General features: G+C 53.6%; 14 protein-coding genes. 9 read left to right on the top strand and 5 right to left on the bottom strand.

What is annotated here, in order from left to right:
* Positions 1-49: 49 nt before the first annotated feature.
* Together ACJJI8_RS08355 and ACJJI8_RS08360 are read right to left on the bottom strand one after the other, a co-directional pair.
* Entirely contained in the window at positions 50-1,390 is a 1,341-nt protein-coding gene (locus ACJJI8_RS08355) for a peptidylprolyl isomerase (RefSeq protein ID WP_444935159.1), read from the bottom strand.
* Positions 1,390-3,999, bottom strand: coding sequence for an LPS-assembly protein LptD (locus ACJJI8_RS08360; protein ID WP_444934788.1), 2,610 nt, complete (start codon positions 3,997-3,999; stop codon positions 1,390-1,392). Before ACJJI8_RS08360 ends, ACJJI8_RS08355 begins: the two co-directional genes overlap by 1 nt.
* A 296-nt stretch (positions 4,000-4,295) precedes the next feature.
* Here ACJJI8_RS08360 and ACJJI8_RS08365 point away from each other — a divergent pair, with 296 nt between their 5' ends.
* The 8 genes from ACJJI8_RS08365 to trpC all read left to right on the top strand — a co-directional run bounded on the left by ACJJI8_RS08365 (position 4,296) and on the right by trpC (position 11,879).
* A complete protein-coding gene (locus ACJJI8_RS08365; protein ID WP_444934789.1) occupies positions 4,296-5,378 on the top strand; it encodes an aminoglycoside phosphotransferase family protein in 1,083 nt (360 codons plus the stop codon).
* Positions 5,379-5,407: 29 nt separating this feature from the next.
* Positions 5,408-6,115: a nucleotidyltransferase family protein gene (locus ACJJI8_RS08370; protein WP_444934790.1), complete on the top strand. Its 708-nt coding sequence runs from the start codon at positions 5,408-5,410 to the stop codon at positions 6,113-6,115.
* A 19-nt stretch (positions 6,116-6,134) separates the two neighbouring features.
* A complete protein-coding gene (rpe, locus tag ACJJI8_RS08375; protein WP_444892691.1) occupies positions 6,135-6,797 on the top strand; it encodes a ribulose-phosphate 3-epimerase in 663 nt (220 codons plus the stop codon).
* Between the two features lie 231 nt (positions 6,798-7,028).
* The gene (gene trpE / locus ACJJI8_RS08380; RefSeq protein ID WP_444934791.1) at positions 7,029-8,540 is read left to right on the top strand and encodes an anthranilate synthase component I; all 1,512 of its coding nucleotides are present in this window, start codon (positions 7,029-7,031) and stop codon (positions 8,538-8,540) included.
* On the top strand, positions 8,527-9,390 hold the full coding sequence (locus ACJJI8_RS08385) for an ion transporter (RefSeq protein ID WP_444895314.1): 864 nt from the start codon (positions 8,527-8,529) through the stop codon (positions 9,388-9,390). Before trpE ends, ACJJI8_RS08385 begins: the two co-directional genes overlap by 14 nt.
* A complete protein-coding gene (locus ACJJI8_RS08390) occupies positions 9,387-9,965 on the top strand; it encodes an anthranilate synthase component II (protein WP_413664250.1) in 579 nt (192 codons plus the stop codon). Before ACJJI8_RS08385 ends, ACJJI8_RS08390 begins: the two co-directional genes overlap by 4 nt.
* A gap of 73 nt (positions 9,966-10,038) precedes the next feature.
* Positions 10,039-11,088, top strand: coding sequence for an anthranilate phosphoribosyltransferase (trpD, locus tag ACJJI8_RS08395; protein ID WP_413664251.1), 1,050 nt, complete (start codon positions 10,039-10,041; stop codon positions 11,086-11,088).
* Positions 11,082-11,879, top strand: coding sequence for an indole-3-glycerol phosphate synthase TrpC (gene trpC, locus ACJJI8_RS08400; protein WP_413665837.1), 798 nt, complete (start codon positions 11,082-11,084; stop codon positions 11,877-11,879). Before trpD ends, trpC begins: the two co-directional genes overlap by 7 nt.
* Positions 11,880-11,957: 78 nt before the next feature.
* Here trpC and crp read toward each other — a convergent pair whose 3' ends face one another.
* Positions 11,958-12,608, bottom strand: a complete 651-nt coding sequence (gene crp / locus ACJJI8_RS08405) for a cAMP-activated global transcriptional regulator CRP (RefSeq protein ID WP_051089460.1) — start codon at positions 12,606-12,608, stop codon at positions 11,958-11,960.
* 301 nt (positions 12,609-12,909) lie between these two features.
* Here crp and ACJJI8_RS08410 point away from each other — a divergent pair, with 301 nt between their 5' ends.
* Positions 12,910-13,317 (top strand): OsmC family protein, encoded by a 408-nt coding sequence (locus tag ACJJI8_RS08410; protein ID WP_282934442.1) that lies wholly within the window; start codon positions 12,910-12,912, stop codon positions 13,315-13,317.
* Positions 13,318-13,401: 84 nt separating this feature from the next.
* On the opposite strand, the gene coq7 is transcribed toward ACJJI8_RS08410, so the two are convergent.
* Together coq7 and purD are read right to left on the bottom strand one after the other, a co-directional pair.
* Entirely contained in the window at positions 13,402-14,046 is a 645-nt protein-coding gene (gene coq7, locus ACJJI8_RS08415; RefSeq protein ID WP_444918904.1) for a 2-polyprenyl-3-methyl-6-methoxy-1,4-benzoquinone monooxygenase, read from the bottom strand.
* Between the two features lie 56 nt (positions 14,047-14,102).
* On the bottom strand, positions 14,103-15,407 hold the full coding sequence (gene purD, locus ACJJI8_RS08420; RefSeq protein WP_444934792.1) for a phosphoribosylamine--glycine ligase: 1,305 nt from the start codon (positions 15,405-15,407) through the stop codon (positions 14,103-14,105).
* Between the last annotated feature and the right edge of the window lie 73 nt (positions 15,408-15,480).

The following is a 15,480-nucleotide window of genomic DNA, read 5'->3' on the forward strand; positions in this document are numbered from 1 at the left end:
AAAAAAACCGGGCACAGGGCCCGGTCTTTCCCGCTGAAAAAGCGGCTTACTATTGGTTTCCTGAGTCCTCGGTGGTCTCAGAGTCCGGCAATTTGATCTCAACGTATGCCTGGTCGCGAATCTCACGGCGCCAGTTTTGCAGTTCTTCTTCATAGCGGCGGTTGCGCAGCAAATTGGCTGCCTGATTGCGGATATATTTGTCCGTCATATCCTGTTTGCGCCGATCTTCAACCTGCAGGATATGCCAGCCGAACTGGCTGCGGAAAGGCAGGCTAATGCTGCCAATCTCAGTTGCATCCATAGCCTGGGTAAACTCTGGCACAAACTGTCCGGGCATAGACCAGCCAAGATCGCCACCGGATAGCATAGAACCTATATCCTCTGAGTTCTCGCGCGCGAGCTCGCTAAAGTTATCGCTGGCCATGGCCTCTTCACGGAGCTCAATCAGCTTATTGTAAGCTTGGTCATCGGTAAGAATAGCGGATGGCTTAAGCAGGATATGGCGAACTTTTGTCTGTTCCACCAACTGCTCGTTGGCGCCTTTCTGCGCGTGAATCTTTAATAGATGAAAGCCGGCATCACTGCGGAAAGGCTCGGTAACATCACCGGCTTTTAAATCGGTGAGGGCATCGGCAAAAAGAGTGGGAAGCTCGACGGTCTTGCGCCAACCCAGGTCGCCACCGGAGAGGGCATTCTGGCCGGCAGAGTTGGCGATTGCCAGGCGGCGGAAGTCAGCGCCGTCTTTGGCCTGTTGGGCTAGGTCTTCAGCCTTCTCCCGTGCCTGGGTAACTTCGCTGCTGGGAGCGCTGGAACTCACGGGGATCAGGATATGGCCCAGTTCAAATTGAGGGGACTTCCAAAACTCCCCCTCCTTGGAGCGCAGGAAGTTATCGATATCCTGGTCAGTAATCTGGATCCGGCGGTTAACGCTGCCTTGCTCGACACGGCGAATCATCAGCTCCTGGCGAATTTGCTGACGAAAGCTCTTCATGCTCATACCGTCAGCGAGCAGGCGTTGGCGGAATATTTCGGGGCTGACTCCGGCATTTTGCTGGACGCGGGCGATAGCTTGGTCCAGTTCCGATTCAGAGACGGTGACCCCTGCGCGAGAGGCCATTTGCAGTTGCAAACGCTCGATAATCAGTTGTTCGAGGACCTGACGGCGCAAAACGTCCACGGGAGGGGCCTGCACCTGTTGTGCTTGGATTTGGCTGGCGATGGTATTCATGCGCTGGGCCAATTCACTGGCCATTACAACATCGTCGTCAACAACAGCGACTACCCGGTCAAGGTTTCTGACTTGTGCGGTGGCAGTGGCGGCGATCAGAGCGCCAGCTGCCAGTACGGGTGCCAGGCCTAGTTTCGGTATGAACTTCTTAATTATTCTCATCACTGTTTCAGCTCTTCTCTCTGATCAAAGTTGGCAATCCCCTGGGTCAGCATTTCTGTCACGGTTGAACCAAAGCCTGCTAGTCCTTTGAGCTCGACTTCAAGATAGATGCCCTCGTCGTACTCAAGGTCTTCAGCAGATACAACCCCTGCGAGATCATTGTCCAGTGTGCGTCGCCACACCAGTCGGGTACGGTAGCAGCAGTCGTCATATTCGATACCTGCCAGGTATTCCAGTTCCCGATTTAAAGTAAGATCATAGCTGGCACCAGCCATGAGTGAGGTATGAGTACCAAGTGGGAGGACAGTTGAGGCGTTTAATTGGCTCACGGTTTCATCTTCATCTTCGTCCTCATCCTCATCATCCGTCGAGTCTGGGCGCTCGTAGTAATAGCTTAAATTAAAGATGCGGTAGTCGTCGTCAAGATAGCGCAGGCTGAAATTACCGCGATTAATATTGTGCTCACTATCTTCATAGACCAGCTCAGTCCCCAAGCGAAGGGATTCGAAAGGGCGACTCTCGATTCGTGCAGCCAGTTCTGACCGTTGGGTATCCTCAATGTAAGCGGTGCGGCCAATTTGCCTGTCACTGGAGTAGTAGACCTGTCCGACACTGGCTGAGAAAAGGTCGCGGCCACTTACAGGGTCGATAAAGCGGGTTGTCAGGCCCAGAGCAAGTCTGTCTGCATCGTCGATCCGGTCATTACCAGTAAATCGGCTATCGCGGAATAACTGGTCGTAACTGAAAGTGTAAAGTGACGTGTCGTACAGCAGGTTGTTACTGTCAGGGTCGATCCTAATTTCAGGATCGACATCGTTAGCACGACCGCTGATATCAAAGAAATCACTCTGATCAGCATTGCTGCTAATCAGGGTAAACAGCCGAGGTTCCAGTGTCTGGATAAAGTCGCGGTTAAATAGGTAGCTATCGCGCTCAAAGTAGAGCCCAGTATCCAGAATAAATTGGGCGGCAGCCGCATCAGGGGTATCGTCGGCATCCTCAGGTAGAAACAGGTCACTCACACTGTAAGCGAGGTAGCGACCAGCAACTCCCGGCTTAAAATATCCCCAGAGCCACTCTTTATCCCAGTAGAATTCATAGTCGAGGCGCAGGCGATCTGCGGTAATAAAGTCCCGAGTTTGAGTCTCGACACTGTCGGGGTCATCGGTGTCTTCAATAAACCTTATGGTTTGTGTGTCACTGTGATCCCAGCTGGTGACTTCGTTCTGCATAGTCAACAGCCAGTCATCCCAGCGGTAATCGCCGTCTATATCCAAACGGGGGTACTGGGCAAATGTATCGAAGTCGTCATTTTCCAGTACCTGATAGTCTTGGGTACGTAGCGTTGCTTGCCAGTGCTCGCTGCGCAGTTGCCCCTGAACTTTCTGGCTAACTTGGGTTTCTGCATTGATATCGAGGTTGGCCGTGCTTAAATCACGGAAATAGTCTGGGTCGCTGACCTTGGTGTAGTCGATATCGGTACGCCAGACGCTGCCGCTGTAGCCCCCTTGCTGCTCCAAACTGATGAGCCAGCGGTCATCACCTTTGTAGGGGAGAACCAAGTCCTCAGGGAAGCCCTCATCAATCAGGTCCTGGGCAAGGTCATTATTGCCGCCATCGTCGTCGGGGAGATCGGCAAGACGGATTTCTGTACTAAACATTTCTGCCAGGTGCCTGAACTCAACCTCTAGCCCGGCTCCGCGATATTGGATGTAACGCGGGGAAATGGTGGCGTCCATCTGCGGGGCAATATTCCAATAATAGGGAATGGCCAGGTCCCAGCCATTCTTATCGCTGTTGCTGAGTGTGGGAAACAGGAAGCCGGACATGCGCGCATCGCCCACAGGAAAGCGAAAATACGGCAGGTATAAGACAGGTACGTCCAGAATCTTCAGGCGCACATCCCGTGCAGTACCCTGGCTTTCTACTTCATCAATATTGATCTCGCGGCCCGTGAGTTGCCAGAACTCACGACCGGGCTCACAGCGGGTATATGTCCCTTCGGTCAGGGTTAACTCACCACTGGTTTGACGCGCTACTAGCTCGGCCCCGCCGTGGATAAAAGCATCGTGCACCACATAAGTGGCATCCTCTACAGAGGCCGCTTCGCTCTCGGTATGAACTTCGGCGGAGGAGCCACGGATCAGCAAACCGGGCTCTCGAAGCTCAATCGCGCCATCTAAAGTAGCGATATTTTTTGGGCGATTCAGTTTGACTTGGTCGGCGAAGAGCTGTCGGTAACCCTGGGTAATATGCACATTCCCGCTCAGCTCGGCTGAACCATCTTCCAGCCACTGGGATTTCTCAGCAGTGGCTCTCAGTGGGGCCTCCCCAGGGGGCAGGTCAGAACCAGGATAGTTGCGCGGAGGGGCCACAAAGGCGCCAGAGCACACCGCCGGTAAATTGGCTAGCTCCTCCGGGGTTAGCTCAGAGCGGGGCAACCAGTCCAAGTACAAATAGGGGTTGTAGTCGGGATCAGGATACGGTTCGCCCTGATTGGCTTGCGCCCACAAGGGCTGAGCAGCGATCAGGCCGAGAGCGATGGAGCGGGCTTGGGAGTTATTAGCAATCGCCAGAGCGAGGCGACGCCACCGGGAGACTTCAAGCATCAAACGATATGTTCCAGCTATCTTTTAGTGTTTCTTTATCGATGGATACGTGCGACAGCTTTCGAGCCGGGGCGCGCAAAATCATCGTCCGATTCTACTTGAATGTAGATGTGGTTAATAGCCGTACTGAAGTCGTAATGTTACAGCTAGAGGCTCAGCTTCGAAACGTAAATTACCTGGAACTCGTGTTCTGTTTTTAGCTGAGGCAAAGTAGGGGCTCCAATAAATAGTGATGGCGTCTCTAGACGCAGAGAGGCTCGGGGTTAAAATGCAGCTAGAAACAGTTGGAATATAAGATGAGCCTAAGATCGAGCAGTGAAGTTGAGCAAGGGTGCGAGATCGACTCCGATCCCAGACGCAATGCCTTGAGTGAGTGGGTTGGCGTGGCCCTGGGTATGGGGGCTCCGGCTGATTTATCGAGCCTGGCGGGGGATGCTGGATTTCGCCGTTATTTTCGCACTCTAACCGAGCCGTCACTGATAGCGGTAGATACTCCTCCCCAATTGACTAACCCCGCCCGCTTTGTGGCTCTGGCTGATTACTTGCGCCGCAACGGTATCCATACTCCGATGGTGATTGCTGCAGACACCGCGGAAGGGTACCTGCTGCTGGAAGATTTGGGGGATACCCAGTTATATAGCGTGCTCAACAGCGACAGTGTTGAAGGACTCTACGCAGAGGTGATGAGTGAACTTTTGTGCCTGCAGCAAATCCCTTTTGAGGAACAATTATTCCCAGCTTATAGCCGGGAACTACTTCATAAGGAAATGCAGGTTATGCCTGAGTGGCTGATGCGAGAGCTACTTGGCTACCAGCTTTCAGGGCGGGAAGAAAAGCTGCTGGAGCAAACCTTTGAATTGTTGCTTAACAGTGCGGAGGAACAGCCTCACACTATTGTTCACCGGGATTACCACAGTCGCAACCTGATGATCCGCGACGGGGAAAGGCCGGGGATTGTCGATTTTCAAGACGCAGTGTGGGGGCCCGCCACCTACGATCTGGTGTCTCTGCTCAAAGATTGTTATATCCGTTGGCCCCGCGAGCGGGTAGAGCGTTGGGTGCTAGCTTACGTTGCGACCGCTGAAGCGGCGGGTGTTATGCAGCCTGTGGACCCACAACTTTATCTTCGTTGGTTCGACTGGATGGGATTACAGCGTCATATTAAAGTGCTGGGTCTGTTCCCGCGCCTCAGTCTGCGTGATGGAAAGCAGGGATACTTGCAGCACCTGTCGCTGGTGATTCGCTATGTTTTGGAAACCGCTGAGTGCTACCCAGAGCTGAAGCCGTTTACTGATTGGTTCAGCGGCACCCTACTGCCGCAGATAGAGCCTTTGCCCTGGTACACCGATTACCGCTGTGCCGGTGACCAGCTGAAGTAGGCCGTACGAAAACTGTACAGATTAATTTAATGAGCAAACCCAAAGAGAATTCCCCTTTGACTGCCATGGTATTGGCAGCAGGTTTTGGGCGCCGTATGCGCCCACTGACGGACCAAACTCCAAAGCCTCTGTTGCCGATTGGCGGTAAGCCCCTGATTGAATATGCAATTGAGCGCTTGGCAGCTATTGGTGTGCAAAAGGTCGTGATTAATCTGGGCTACTTGGGACCCAAAATTCGTCAACAGCTCGGTTCTGGTTCCCGCTGGGGGGTGGATATTCACTACTCCGTCGAGCATGAGGAGGAGCCACTGGAAACTGCCGGTGGGATTCTCAAGGCGCTGCCACTGATCGGCGATTCATCGTTTCTAGTGGTTAATGGTGATGTTTGGTGTGACTATGACCTGTCGCAATGGATCGAGAGGCCGCTGCCGGAGTCTTGCCCTGGGCGTCTTTTAATGGTCCCTAATCCTCCCCATAACCCCGATGGAGATTTTGGCATAGAAGGTGGCTTGCTGTCGGGTACAGCCAAGCCCCGCTATACCTTTGCGGGTATTAGCTGGCTGCGAGCTGAAACCCTCACTGAATACCCTAAGCGTCGCGAATGCTTTGGGCTTGGGGAAGTGTTCACCTTTAATGAGGATAAGCTACAAGCTGAACTCTATGAGGGGGACTGGTGCGATGTGGGAACCCCCGAGCGCCTGGAAAATTTAGATCGCCGACTGACTGGCGAAAGTTGAGTTACCAAAGGATATTTTGATGTCAGATTACAAGATCGCCCCCTCTATTCTCTCCGCAGATTTCGCACGTTTGGGTGAGGAAGTGGACAATGTGTTGGCAGCCGGAGCGGACTGGGTGCATTTTGATGTGATGGACAATCACTATGTGCCAAATCTCACGATTGGCCCTATGGTATGCCAGGCCCTGCGCAAACACGGTGTAGAGGCTCCGATTGATGTGCACCTGATGGTGGAGCCGGTGGATGAAATGATTCGCATGTTCGCCGATGCCGGAGCTACCTATATTACGTTCCACCCAGAAGCCTCTCGTCACCCGGACCGCTCCCTACAATTGATCCGCAGTCTCGGCTGTAAAGCCGGGCTGGTGTTCAATCCAGCCAGTGGCCTCGATGCGGCCAAGTATGTAATGGATAAGCTGGATATGATCCTGCTGATGTCGGTGAACCCGGGCTTTGGTGGGCAGAAGTTTATCCCCAATACCCTGACCAAGTTAAAAGAAGCCCGCAAGTTGATTGATGAGTCTGGGTTTGATATTCGCCTTGAGATCGACGGCGGTGTGAATCGCGACAATATTGCCGAAATTGCTGCAGCTGGAGCAGATACCTTTGTCGCTGGGTCTGCCATATTCAATACCCCAGACTACGCTGAAGTGATTGCAGCTATGCGTAAGAGTTTGGCTTAATTTACAAAACTGGCGGGCAATCTCTTGCCCGCCATAGACGGGATTTGTTAACTTGTGCGCCTGCACTGAGGGAATTTCCGTGAACCACTCTTTCTCCCTGACAAACAGTTGGCGATGGCGCCACTGACCTGCTGAGGCCCAATCGAGTTTGGCGATTGAGGCACCTTTCCCGTGGGCGCTGCTTATACTCTGGCGCCAATCGTAAAGAATGAAAAATTGATCGGAGTCTCCATGACCCCTACTGAATACGCTCAACTTGCGTCTGAGGGTTATAACCGTATCCCCCTAGTAAGGCGCGTACTGGCGGATATTGAAACGCCACTGTCCACCTATTTGAAACTGGCCGGAGGCCGTTACAGCTATTTGCTGGAATCGGTTCAGGGCGGGGAAAAATGGGGGCGCTATTCCATTATTGGTTTACCAGCGCGGACTCTGCTCAGGGTTAAGGGCACTGACATCACCGTGGAAACTGATGGTGAGGTTGTAGAGAGCCACAGCGCCGCCGACCCTCTGGAGTTTGTTGAACAGTTTCAGCAGCGCTATCAGGTGCCTGAATTAGCGGATCTGCCCCGTTTTAACGGCGGGCTGGTGGGCTATTTTGGCTATGACTGCGTGCGCTATATCGAACCGCGTCTGGCCGCCAGTACTCCGCCGGATACCCTGGGAAACCCGGATATCCTGTTGATGGTCAGCGATGAATTGGTGGTTTTTGACAATCTTGCCGGTGCGGTAATTCTGATTGTCCACGCAAATACAGCTGAAGAAGCAGCCTATGAAAAAGCCCAGCAGCGCCTGGACCAATTGGTTGGCCAGTTAGCGCAATCGCTGCCGGATACTGTGCCCCTCGATTTGCATGGGCGCGGCATTGATGAGAGCGAATTCCAATCCCACTTTGGCGAGGACAATTTTAAGCGCGCAGTAGACCGGGTTAAAGAGTACGTGCTTGCCGGTGATGTGATGCAGGTGGTGCCCTCCCAGCGCCTGTCTGCGCCTTTCGATGCGCCGCCACTCAATTTTTACCGTGCTTTACGCAGTTTGAACCCTTCGCCGTATATGTATTTCCTCGATCTGGGTGACCACCATGTAGTGGGCTCCAGCCCAGAAATTTTGGTGCATTTAGAAGAGGGAGAAATGACTGTGCGACCTCTGGCGGGAACCCGCCATCGGGGAGCCACTGAGGAGGAGGATCTTGCCCTGGAGGAAGAGCTGTTGGCAGATCCCAAAGAACTCGCCGAACATCTGATGCTGATTGACCTGGGGCGCAATGATATCGGCAGGGTGGCTGATACTGGCAGTGTTAAAGTCACCGACCAAATGTTTGTCGAGCGCTATTCCCACGTGATGCATATCACCTCCAACGTTGTCGGCCGGTTAAAGCCGGGCCTCACCGCCATGGATGCTCTGCGCGCGGCACTGCCGGCCGGTACCCTGTCGGGCGCCCCCAAGATTCGCGCTATGGAAATTATCGATGAGCTGGAGCCAGAAAAGCGTGGCATTTACGGTGGGGCGGTTGGCTACCTGGCTTGGAATGGCAATATGGATACCGCTATCGCCATTCGTACCGCAGTTATCAAGGATGGCCGACTATATGTGCAGGCGGGGGCTGGCCTGGTGGCGGACTCAGATCCACAGTCAGAGTGGAATGAAACAATGAATAAGGCCCGAGCGCTTTTCCGCGCTGCCGGTATGGCGCTGGCCAAGAGTAGTGACCCTGTAAAGATCGAGCAAGATGAGCGAAGTTAGTATTTCTCAAAAGTTGACCCTGGCTGAGCGCTGCGAGCGAGTCGTCGCAGCGCCGTTATTTAACCAAATCATTATCGGAATGATTCTGCTCAATGCTGTCGCTGTTGGGTTGGAGACTTCCACTTGGGTGACGGAGCGCTTTGGTACGCTGCTGGGCGCTATTAATCAACTGATTCTCGCCTCATTTGTTATTGAGGCGCTGGTTAAAATTTTTGCCCATGGGGCCCGTCCCTGGCGTTACTTTGCCAGTGGTTGGAATTGCTTTGATTTTACTATTATTGCACTGAGTTTGATTCCTGCTACAGGGCCGCTAGCTACCCTGGCGCGTTTGGTGCGGGTATTAAGGGTTTTGCGGCTGGTGTCTGCATTTCCGGAACTCCGCACACTGGTGGACACGCTTTTGCGCAGTTTGCCAAGCATGATGCACATTGCTTTGTTGATGAGCATCATTTTCTATATCTATGGTGTAGCGGGTTATTTCCTATTTCACGATATTGATCCAACTCACTGGCGCACTTTACCCATCGCATTTTTGAGTTTATTCCGCATTGTCACCTTCGAGGACTGGACGGATATTATGTATACCGCGATGGATTCGATGCCTTGGGCCTGGCTTTACTTCGTCAGCTTTGTGGTCATGGGGGCGTTCGTAATGATTAACCTCTTTATCGGTGTAGTCTTGAATAACCTGGAAGAGGCCAAATTGCGACGAATGGATGAAATGTGCCTGCCTCCAAGCCAGACCGAAATCCTGCGCGAACTCCGCGCAACCCAGGCCTCTCTCGCACGCCTGCAAAAAAGAATGGAAGAATCCACTTATCAACCAGAGGCTAAGGGGGCCGCACAATGATTTTAATGATCGATAACTACGACTCCTTTACCTGGAATGTAGTGCAGTACCTGGAAGAGCTGGGTGCAAAAGTGATGGTAAAACGCAACGACGAAATTACCCTGGATGAAATCGAGGCAATGGCGCCAGAGAAAATTGTGATTTCGCCGGGTCCCTGTACCCCCAATGAGGCGGGTATTTCGCTCGATACCATTCGCCGTTTTGCCGGCAGTATCCCTATTTTGGGTATTTGTCTGGGGCACCAGAGTATTGGACAGGTCTTCGGTGGCAGGGTGGTTCGTGCCCGGCAGGTTATGCACGGCAAAACATCTCCTATAGTGCACAACAATTTGGGGGTGTTCCACGGTTTGTCCAACCCGTTTGAGGCGACTCGCTATCACTCACTGGTAGTGGAGAAAAGCAGTTTACCGGTATGCCTGGAGATCACCGCCTGGACTGAGACAGAGGATGGTGAAATTGATGAGATCATGGGCGTGAAGCACAGGGAATTAGCGGTAGAAGGGGTGCAATTTCATCCTGAGTCGATTCTCACCATGCACGGTCACGATATGTTGAGAAACTTTATCGAGTCTTGAGGGCCGGAAGAATAAGTGCGCGGCGGGCAGGCCCCGCCAGAATCAATAACCAGAGCGGGGCAAAGGGGGAAAAATGAATATTCAACAGGCCATTGCCAAACTGGTGGATGGCGAACACCTTACTCGTGAAGAAATGCGCGAAACCGTGGGCCAGATTATGTGTGGCGAAGCGCTGGAGTCTCAGATAGGCGCACTCCTTATCGCATTGCGCATTCGCGGGGAAACAGTCGATGAAATTGTCGGCGCTGTGGAAACCATGCGTGAGCTGGCGGTAAAGGTTGAGCTCGATCTGGAAAACACGGTTGATATTGTCGGCACCGGCGGTGATGGCGCCAATCTGTTTAACGTGTCCAGTGCGAGCAGCTTTGTGGCAGCTGCCGCCGGAGCTAAGGTAGCCAAGCATGGCAATCGCTCGGTGTCGTCTAGTAGTGGTTCTGCGGACCTGCTTGAGCACGCCGGCGTATTTTTGGAATTGAGTCCCTCGCAGATGGCGCGATGCGTAGAGACTATCGGTATTGGCTTTATGTTTGCGCCCAGCTTTCACAATGCGATGCGCCACGTTGGCCCATCGCGCAAGGCGCTGGGACTGCGTACCATCTTCAATTTACTCGGGCCGATGACAAATCCGGCGGGGGTAAAGCGCAAAGTAATCGGTGTGTATGACAAGCGCTACTGCCGCCTGTTGGCTGAGGTTTTGCAAAAGCTCGGTTCAGAGCATGTGTTGGTTTTACATAGTGATGATGGGCTCGATGAAGCCAGTATTGCTGCGGATACCTTTGCTGTGGAATTAAAGGATGGTGCCTTGCAGGAGTATACCCTCAAGCCTGAAGACTTTGGCTTGCAGCGCCGTGACCTCTCTGATCTTAGTGTTTCTGGTTCCGAGGACTCCCTGGCCCTGATTCGCGATGCGCTGGGTAAGCGCAATACTGAGGCGGGGCAAAAAGCTGCGGATATTATTGCGCTTAACGCAGGCCTGGCAATTTATGTCAGCGGTGTTGCGCACTCTGCAGAGCAAGGTGTCGCTATGGCACAAGATGCTATCGACAGCGGTCTCGCCGGAGAGAAAATTAACGATCTTGCCGCGTTTACCAGTGCGTTTCGCCCAGAGGAAATTCAATCGTGAGTACACCGACCATTTTAAAAACAATTGTCGAGCGCAAGTGGCAAGAGGTTGCTGAGCGCAAGGCTGAGTGCTCCACCGACGAAGTTCGACTTCGCGCCCGGGATCAGGAGCCGGCGAGAGGTTTTGTTGATGCAGTGGATCGCAAGATTTCCACTGGTGAGGCTGCAGTAATCGCCGAAATTAAAAAAGCCTCTCCCAGTAAAGGTGTGATTCGCGAGGATTTCCTTCCTGCAGAAATTGCTACTAGCTATGAAAAAGGTGGCGCGGCTTGTCTGTCAGTACTAACCGATGTGGACTTTTTTCAGGGTGCAGATAATTACTTGCAGCAGGCCCGCGATGCCGTACGCCTACCGGTGCTGCGCAAGGACTTTACCGTTGATCCCTACCAAATCTATGAAGCTCGCGCGATTGGGGCCGACTGTATTTTGCTGATTGCAGCCTGCCTGGAAGATCCACAGATGGCGGATCTCAACGGGCTCGCTTTGGAGTTGGGTTTGGATGTCTTGGTGGAAGTGCATAACCACAAGGAGTTGGAGAGGGCCCTGGCATTGCCTAACCGCTTAATCGGCATCAATAATCGCAATCTGCACACTTTCGATGTGCAGCTGGAAAATACCTTTAAGTTACTGGACTTGATCCCCGAAGACCGTCTTGTGGTCACGGAAAGTGGTATTCATACCACAGATGATGTTGCGGCGATGCGCGGTCATAACGTCAATGCTTTCCTGGTGGGAGAGGCCTTTATGCGGGAGGAGGAGCCGGGCAGGAAACTGATGGAAATGTTTAACTGACCGCTTACTCCAGTAGTAGAAATAAAAAAGGGCGATGTAAAAATCGCCCTTTTTTTATGCGGTGTATTTATTCGGATACTAGCGGGTACCGTACACCACCATGGTTTTACCTTTAACGGAAACCAGGCCCTGTTCTTCCAGGGTTTTTAATACGCGGCCCACCATTTCCCGGGAGCAGCCGACGATACGGCCAATTTCCTGGCGGGTGATTTTTATTTGCATGCCCTCGGGGTGAGTCATTGCATCCGGCTCATTGCAGAGATCGAGCAGGGTGCGAGCGACACGTCCGGTAACATCCAGGAAGGCAAGATCGCCAACTTTGCGCGTGGTGTTGCGCAGGCGGCCTGCCATTTGGGTGGCCAGGGCGAAAAGAAACTCTGGGTGCTGGCGAGTGAGTTCTTGGAACTTGGTGTAGGAGATTTCTGCCACCTCACACTCGGTTTTGGTGCGGACCCAGGCACTGCGGGTGTCCTGATCGAACAGGCCCATCTCACCGAAAAAGTCTCCGTCGTTGAGGTAGGCAACGATCATTTCGCGGCCTTCATCGTCCTCAATCAGAACTGTAACGGAACCGCGCATAATGAAATAAAGGGATTCACAGCGGTCGCCAGCATAGATAATTGTGCTCTTGGCCGGGTAGCGACGCCGGTGGCAGTGGGCCAGAAAGTCTTCAATATTGCCGATAGTCATGGGGTCTTCGATAGCAACCGTCACGGATTTATTCCTCATTTTTTGTCTTGTGCTCTATCCCGGCTTTAGCAGCTGAGCACTATTGAATTATCGCGCGAAAACAAAATCCCCAACAGGGGCTGACCGCGGCAAAGTTCCGCAGTGTGACCTGTGACACTATGGCACTGGGTCGCTTGGACTTCATAAACCACGATGCGTTCATAGAAAAAGCATTTGATCATGCGTCATTCGGCTTTCGCGCGGAGGCGTACCTGACACTATACCGGAAACATACAGGCGCCGGGATAGACTTCGCCGATATGCTAAGCTTCGCCGCTGAAGTTTTAATGGGAGTGGAGTGATGCAGGGGAAAGTAACCTGGGTAAATGATTTAACCTTCGTCGGTGAAGCCGGCAGCGGTAATTCGGTAGTGATGGAAGGTGGCCGCACAAATAATGGTGTGCGCCCGATGGAAATGATTTTGCTGGGTGTCGGTGGATGCGCGGCTTACGATGTGGTGAGTATTTTACAGAAGGCGAGACAAGACATTATTTCCTGTCATTGTGAACTGGAAGGTGTGCGCCCGGATACAACTCCATCGCCATTTGAACGAATTGAAATGAAGTTTGTAGTGCGCGGTCGCGGATTGAAGGAATCCCATGTTGCCCGTGCAGTGGAACTCTCCGCAGAGAAATACTGCTCAGGCTCCATCATGTTGCGCAATGCGGGTGTCGAGATTGTGCACAGCTACAGCGTTGAAGAAGCTTGAAGAGAAATTAGCCGGGAAGGGAGGGAGGAAACTGGGCGTAACCTCCCTAAACTCCAAGTCGTTTTAATGATTGAAGAGTAACGGTCAGATTTTATAACTGGCCGAAGTCATCACTTTGGATACGAGAGACATCACTCCTTTTACCGGAGTGGGGAAGCGGGCACCACCGGCGGCCAGTGCAGCGTGGGCGTGCTCGTCTTCGTCAATTAACATCTGTTCCACTACCGCACGGCTTCTCTTGTCGTCGGCGGGAAGCTTTTCGAGGTGGCTCTCAAGATGTTTACACACTTGGTCTTCCGTAGCGGCCACAAAACCGAGGCTGATTCGGTCGCTGATTTTCCCGGCGGCGGCGCCGAGCCCAAAGGACATGCCGTACCACAGTGGGTTGAGTAGGCTGGGGCGGCTGTCCAATTCCTTCAAGCGCTGTTCACACCAGGCCAGATGGTCGATCTCCTCATCGGCAGCGCGCTCCATTTCCCCCCGCACCTCGGGCAGCTTGGCGGTCAGGGCCTGGCCCTGGTAGAGCGCCTGGGCGCAGACTTCACCGCTATGGTTGACCCGCATAAGGCCAGCGGCGTGTTTGCGTTCGCTGTCGGTGAGGTCTATCTCGGCTTCACCCTTCGCCGGGGATGCCCGGCCGTGGCAGGGTTCGCCGGGACTCAGGGTGCGCAGAGCCCGATCTGCTTGAATTAACAGGCGGTCGAGTCCGCTGAGGCTGCGTTTACTCATAGTCTTCTGCTCCCTGTGGAAGGCGACCGCTTATGAGCGGCCGCCGATGCCAGCTGTTAGTCCTGCTGCTCTGCAGAAACCTTTTCTCTTTCGACAGCGCGGTAGCCGATATCTTTCCGGAAGAACACGCCATCCCAGTAGATAGCCCGAGCTGATTCATAGGCATTTTCCTGAGCTTCAGCGACGGTATCCCCTAATGCTGTGGCGCACAACACCCGGCCACCATTGGTGACTACGCGCTCACCATCCAGTGCGGTACCGGCGTGGAAGACCTTGGCGTTGTCACCGTCTGCTTTGTCCAGGCCGCTGATGGCGTCGCCCTTGCGGTAGCTGCCGGGATAGCCGTGCGCGGCAAGTACCACACCCAGGGCTGGGCGGGGGTCCCACTCAGCAGTGACAGTGTCCAGCTTCTTGTCCAGAGCAGCCATGCACAGGTCGACCAGGTCTGATTTCAGGCGAATCATAATTGGCTGGGTTTCCGGATCGCCAAAGCGACAATTGTACTCGATAACCTTCGGAGTACCGTCGCTGTCGATCATCAGGCCGGCGTAGAGGAAACCGGTGTAGGGCGTACCCTCAGAGGCCAGGCCTTTAACGGTGGGTTCGATTACCTCTTGCATAATGCGCTGGTAAATGGTGTCAGTCACCACCGGTGCAGGGGAGTAGGCACCCATACCGCCCGTATTAGGGCCGGTATCGCCATCGCCAACGCGCTTGTGATCCTGGCTGGTGGCCATCGGCAGGATATTTTCACCATCCACCATCACGATAAAGCTCGCTTCCTCACCCTGGAGGAACTCCTCGATAACCACGCGGCAGCCGGCTTCACCAAAGGCGTTTCCAGACAGCATATCGCGTACAGCGAGCTCAGCCTGCTCTTCGGTTTCGGCAACGATTACACCCTTGCCCGCAGCCAAGCCGTCGGCTTTAACCACGATGGGCGCGCCGCGCTCGCGAATGTAGGCAACCGCCGGCTCCACTTCGGTGAAATTGCGGTAGGCAGCGGTGGGGATTTTGTGGCGCTCGAGAAAGTCCTTGGTAAAGGCTTTGGAGCCCTCCAGTTGGGAGGCGCCTTTGCTGGGGCCAAAAATGGCGAGGCCACGGGCATTAAAGAAATCGACAACGCCGTCTACTAGCGGTGCTTCCGGGCCGACAATAGTTAGTTCTACGCCGTTTTCTTCGGCGAAATCTGCCAGGGCGGCGAAGTTATCCACACCGATCGCGATATTTTCCAGCTTGGGTTCGCGGGCAGTGCCGGCGTTGCCTGGGGCAACATAGACGGTGCCGACATTTGGGTTTTGCGCTGCTTTCCACGCCAGAGCGTGCTCGCGGCCACCTGATCCGATAACCAATACGTTCATTCTTAAATCCCCCTAAGTCGACCGATCCGGTCCATTGCACAGGTTATAGGTGTGCTAGTTTAACGTGGAATTG

This window comes from Microbulbifer maximicatervae (SeqCode), assembly GCF_052467695.1.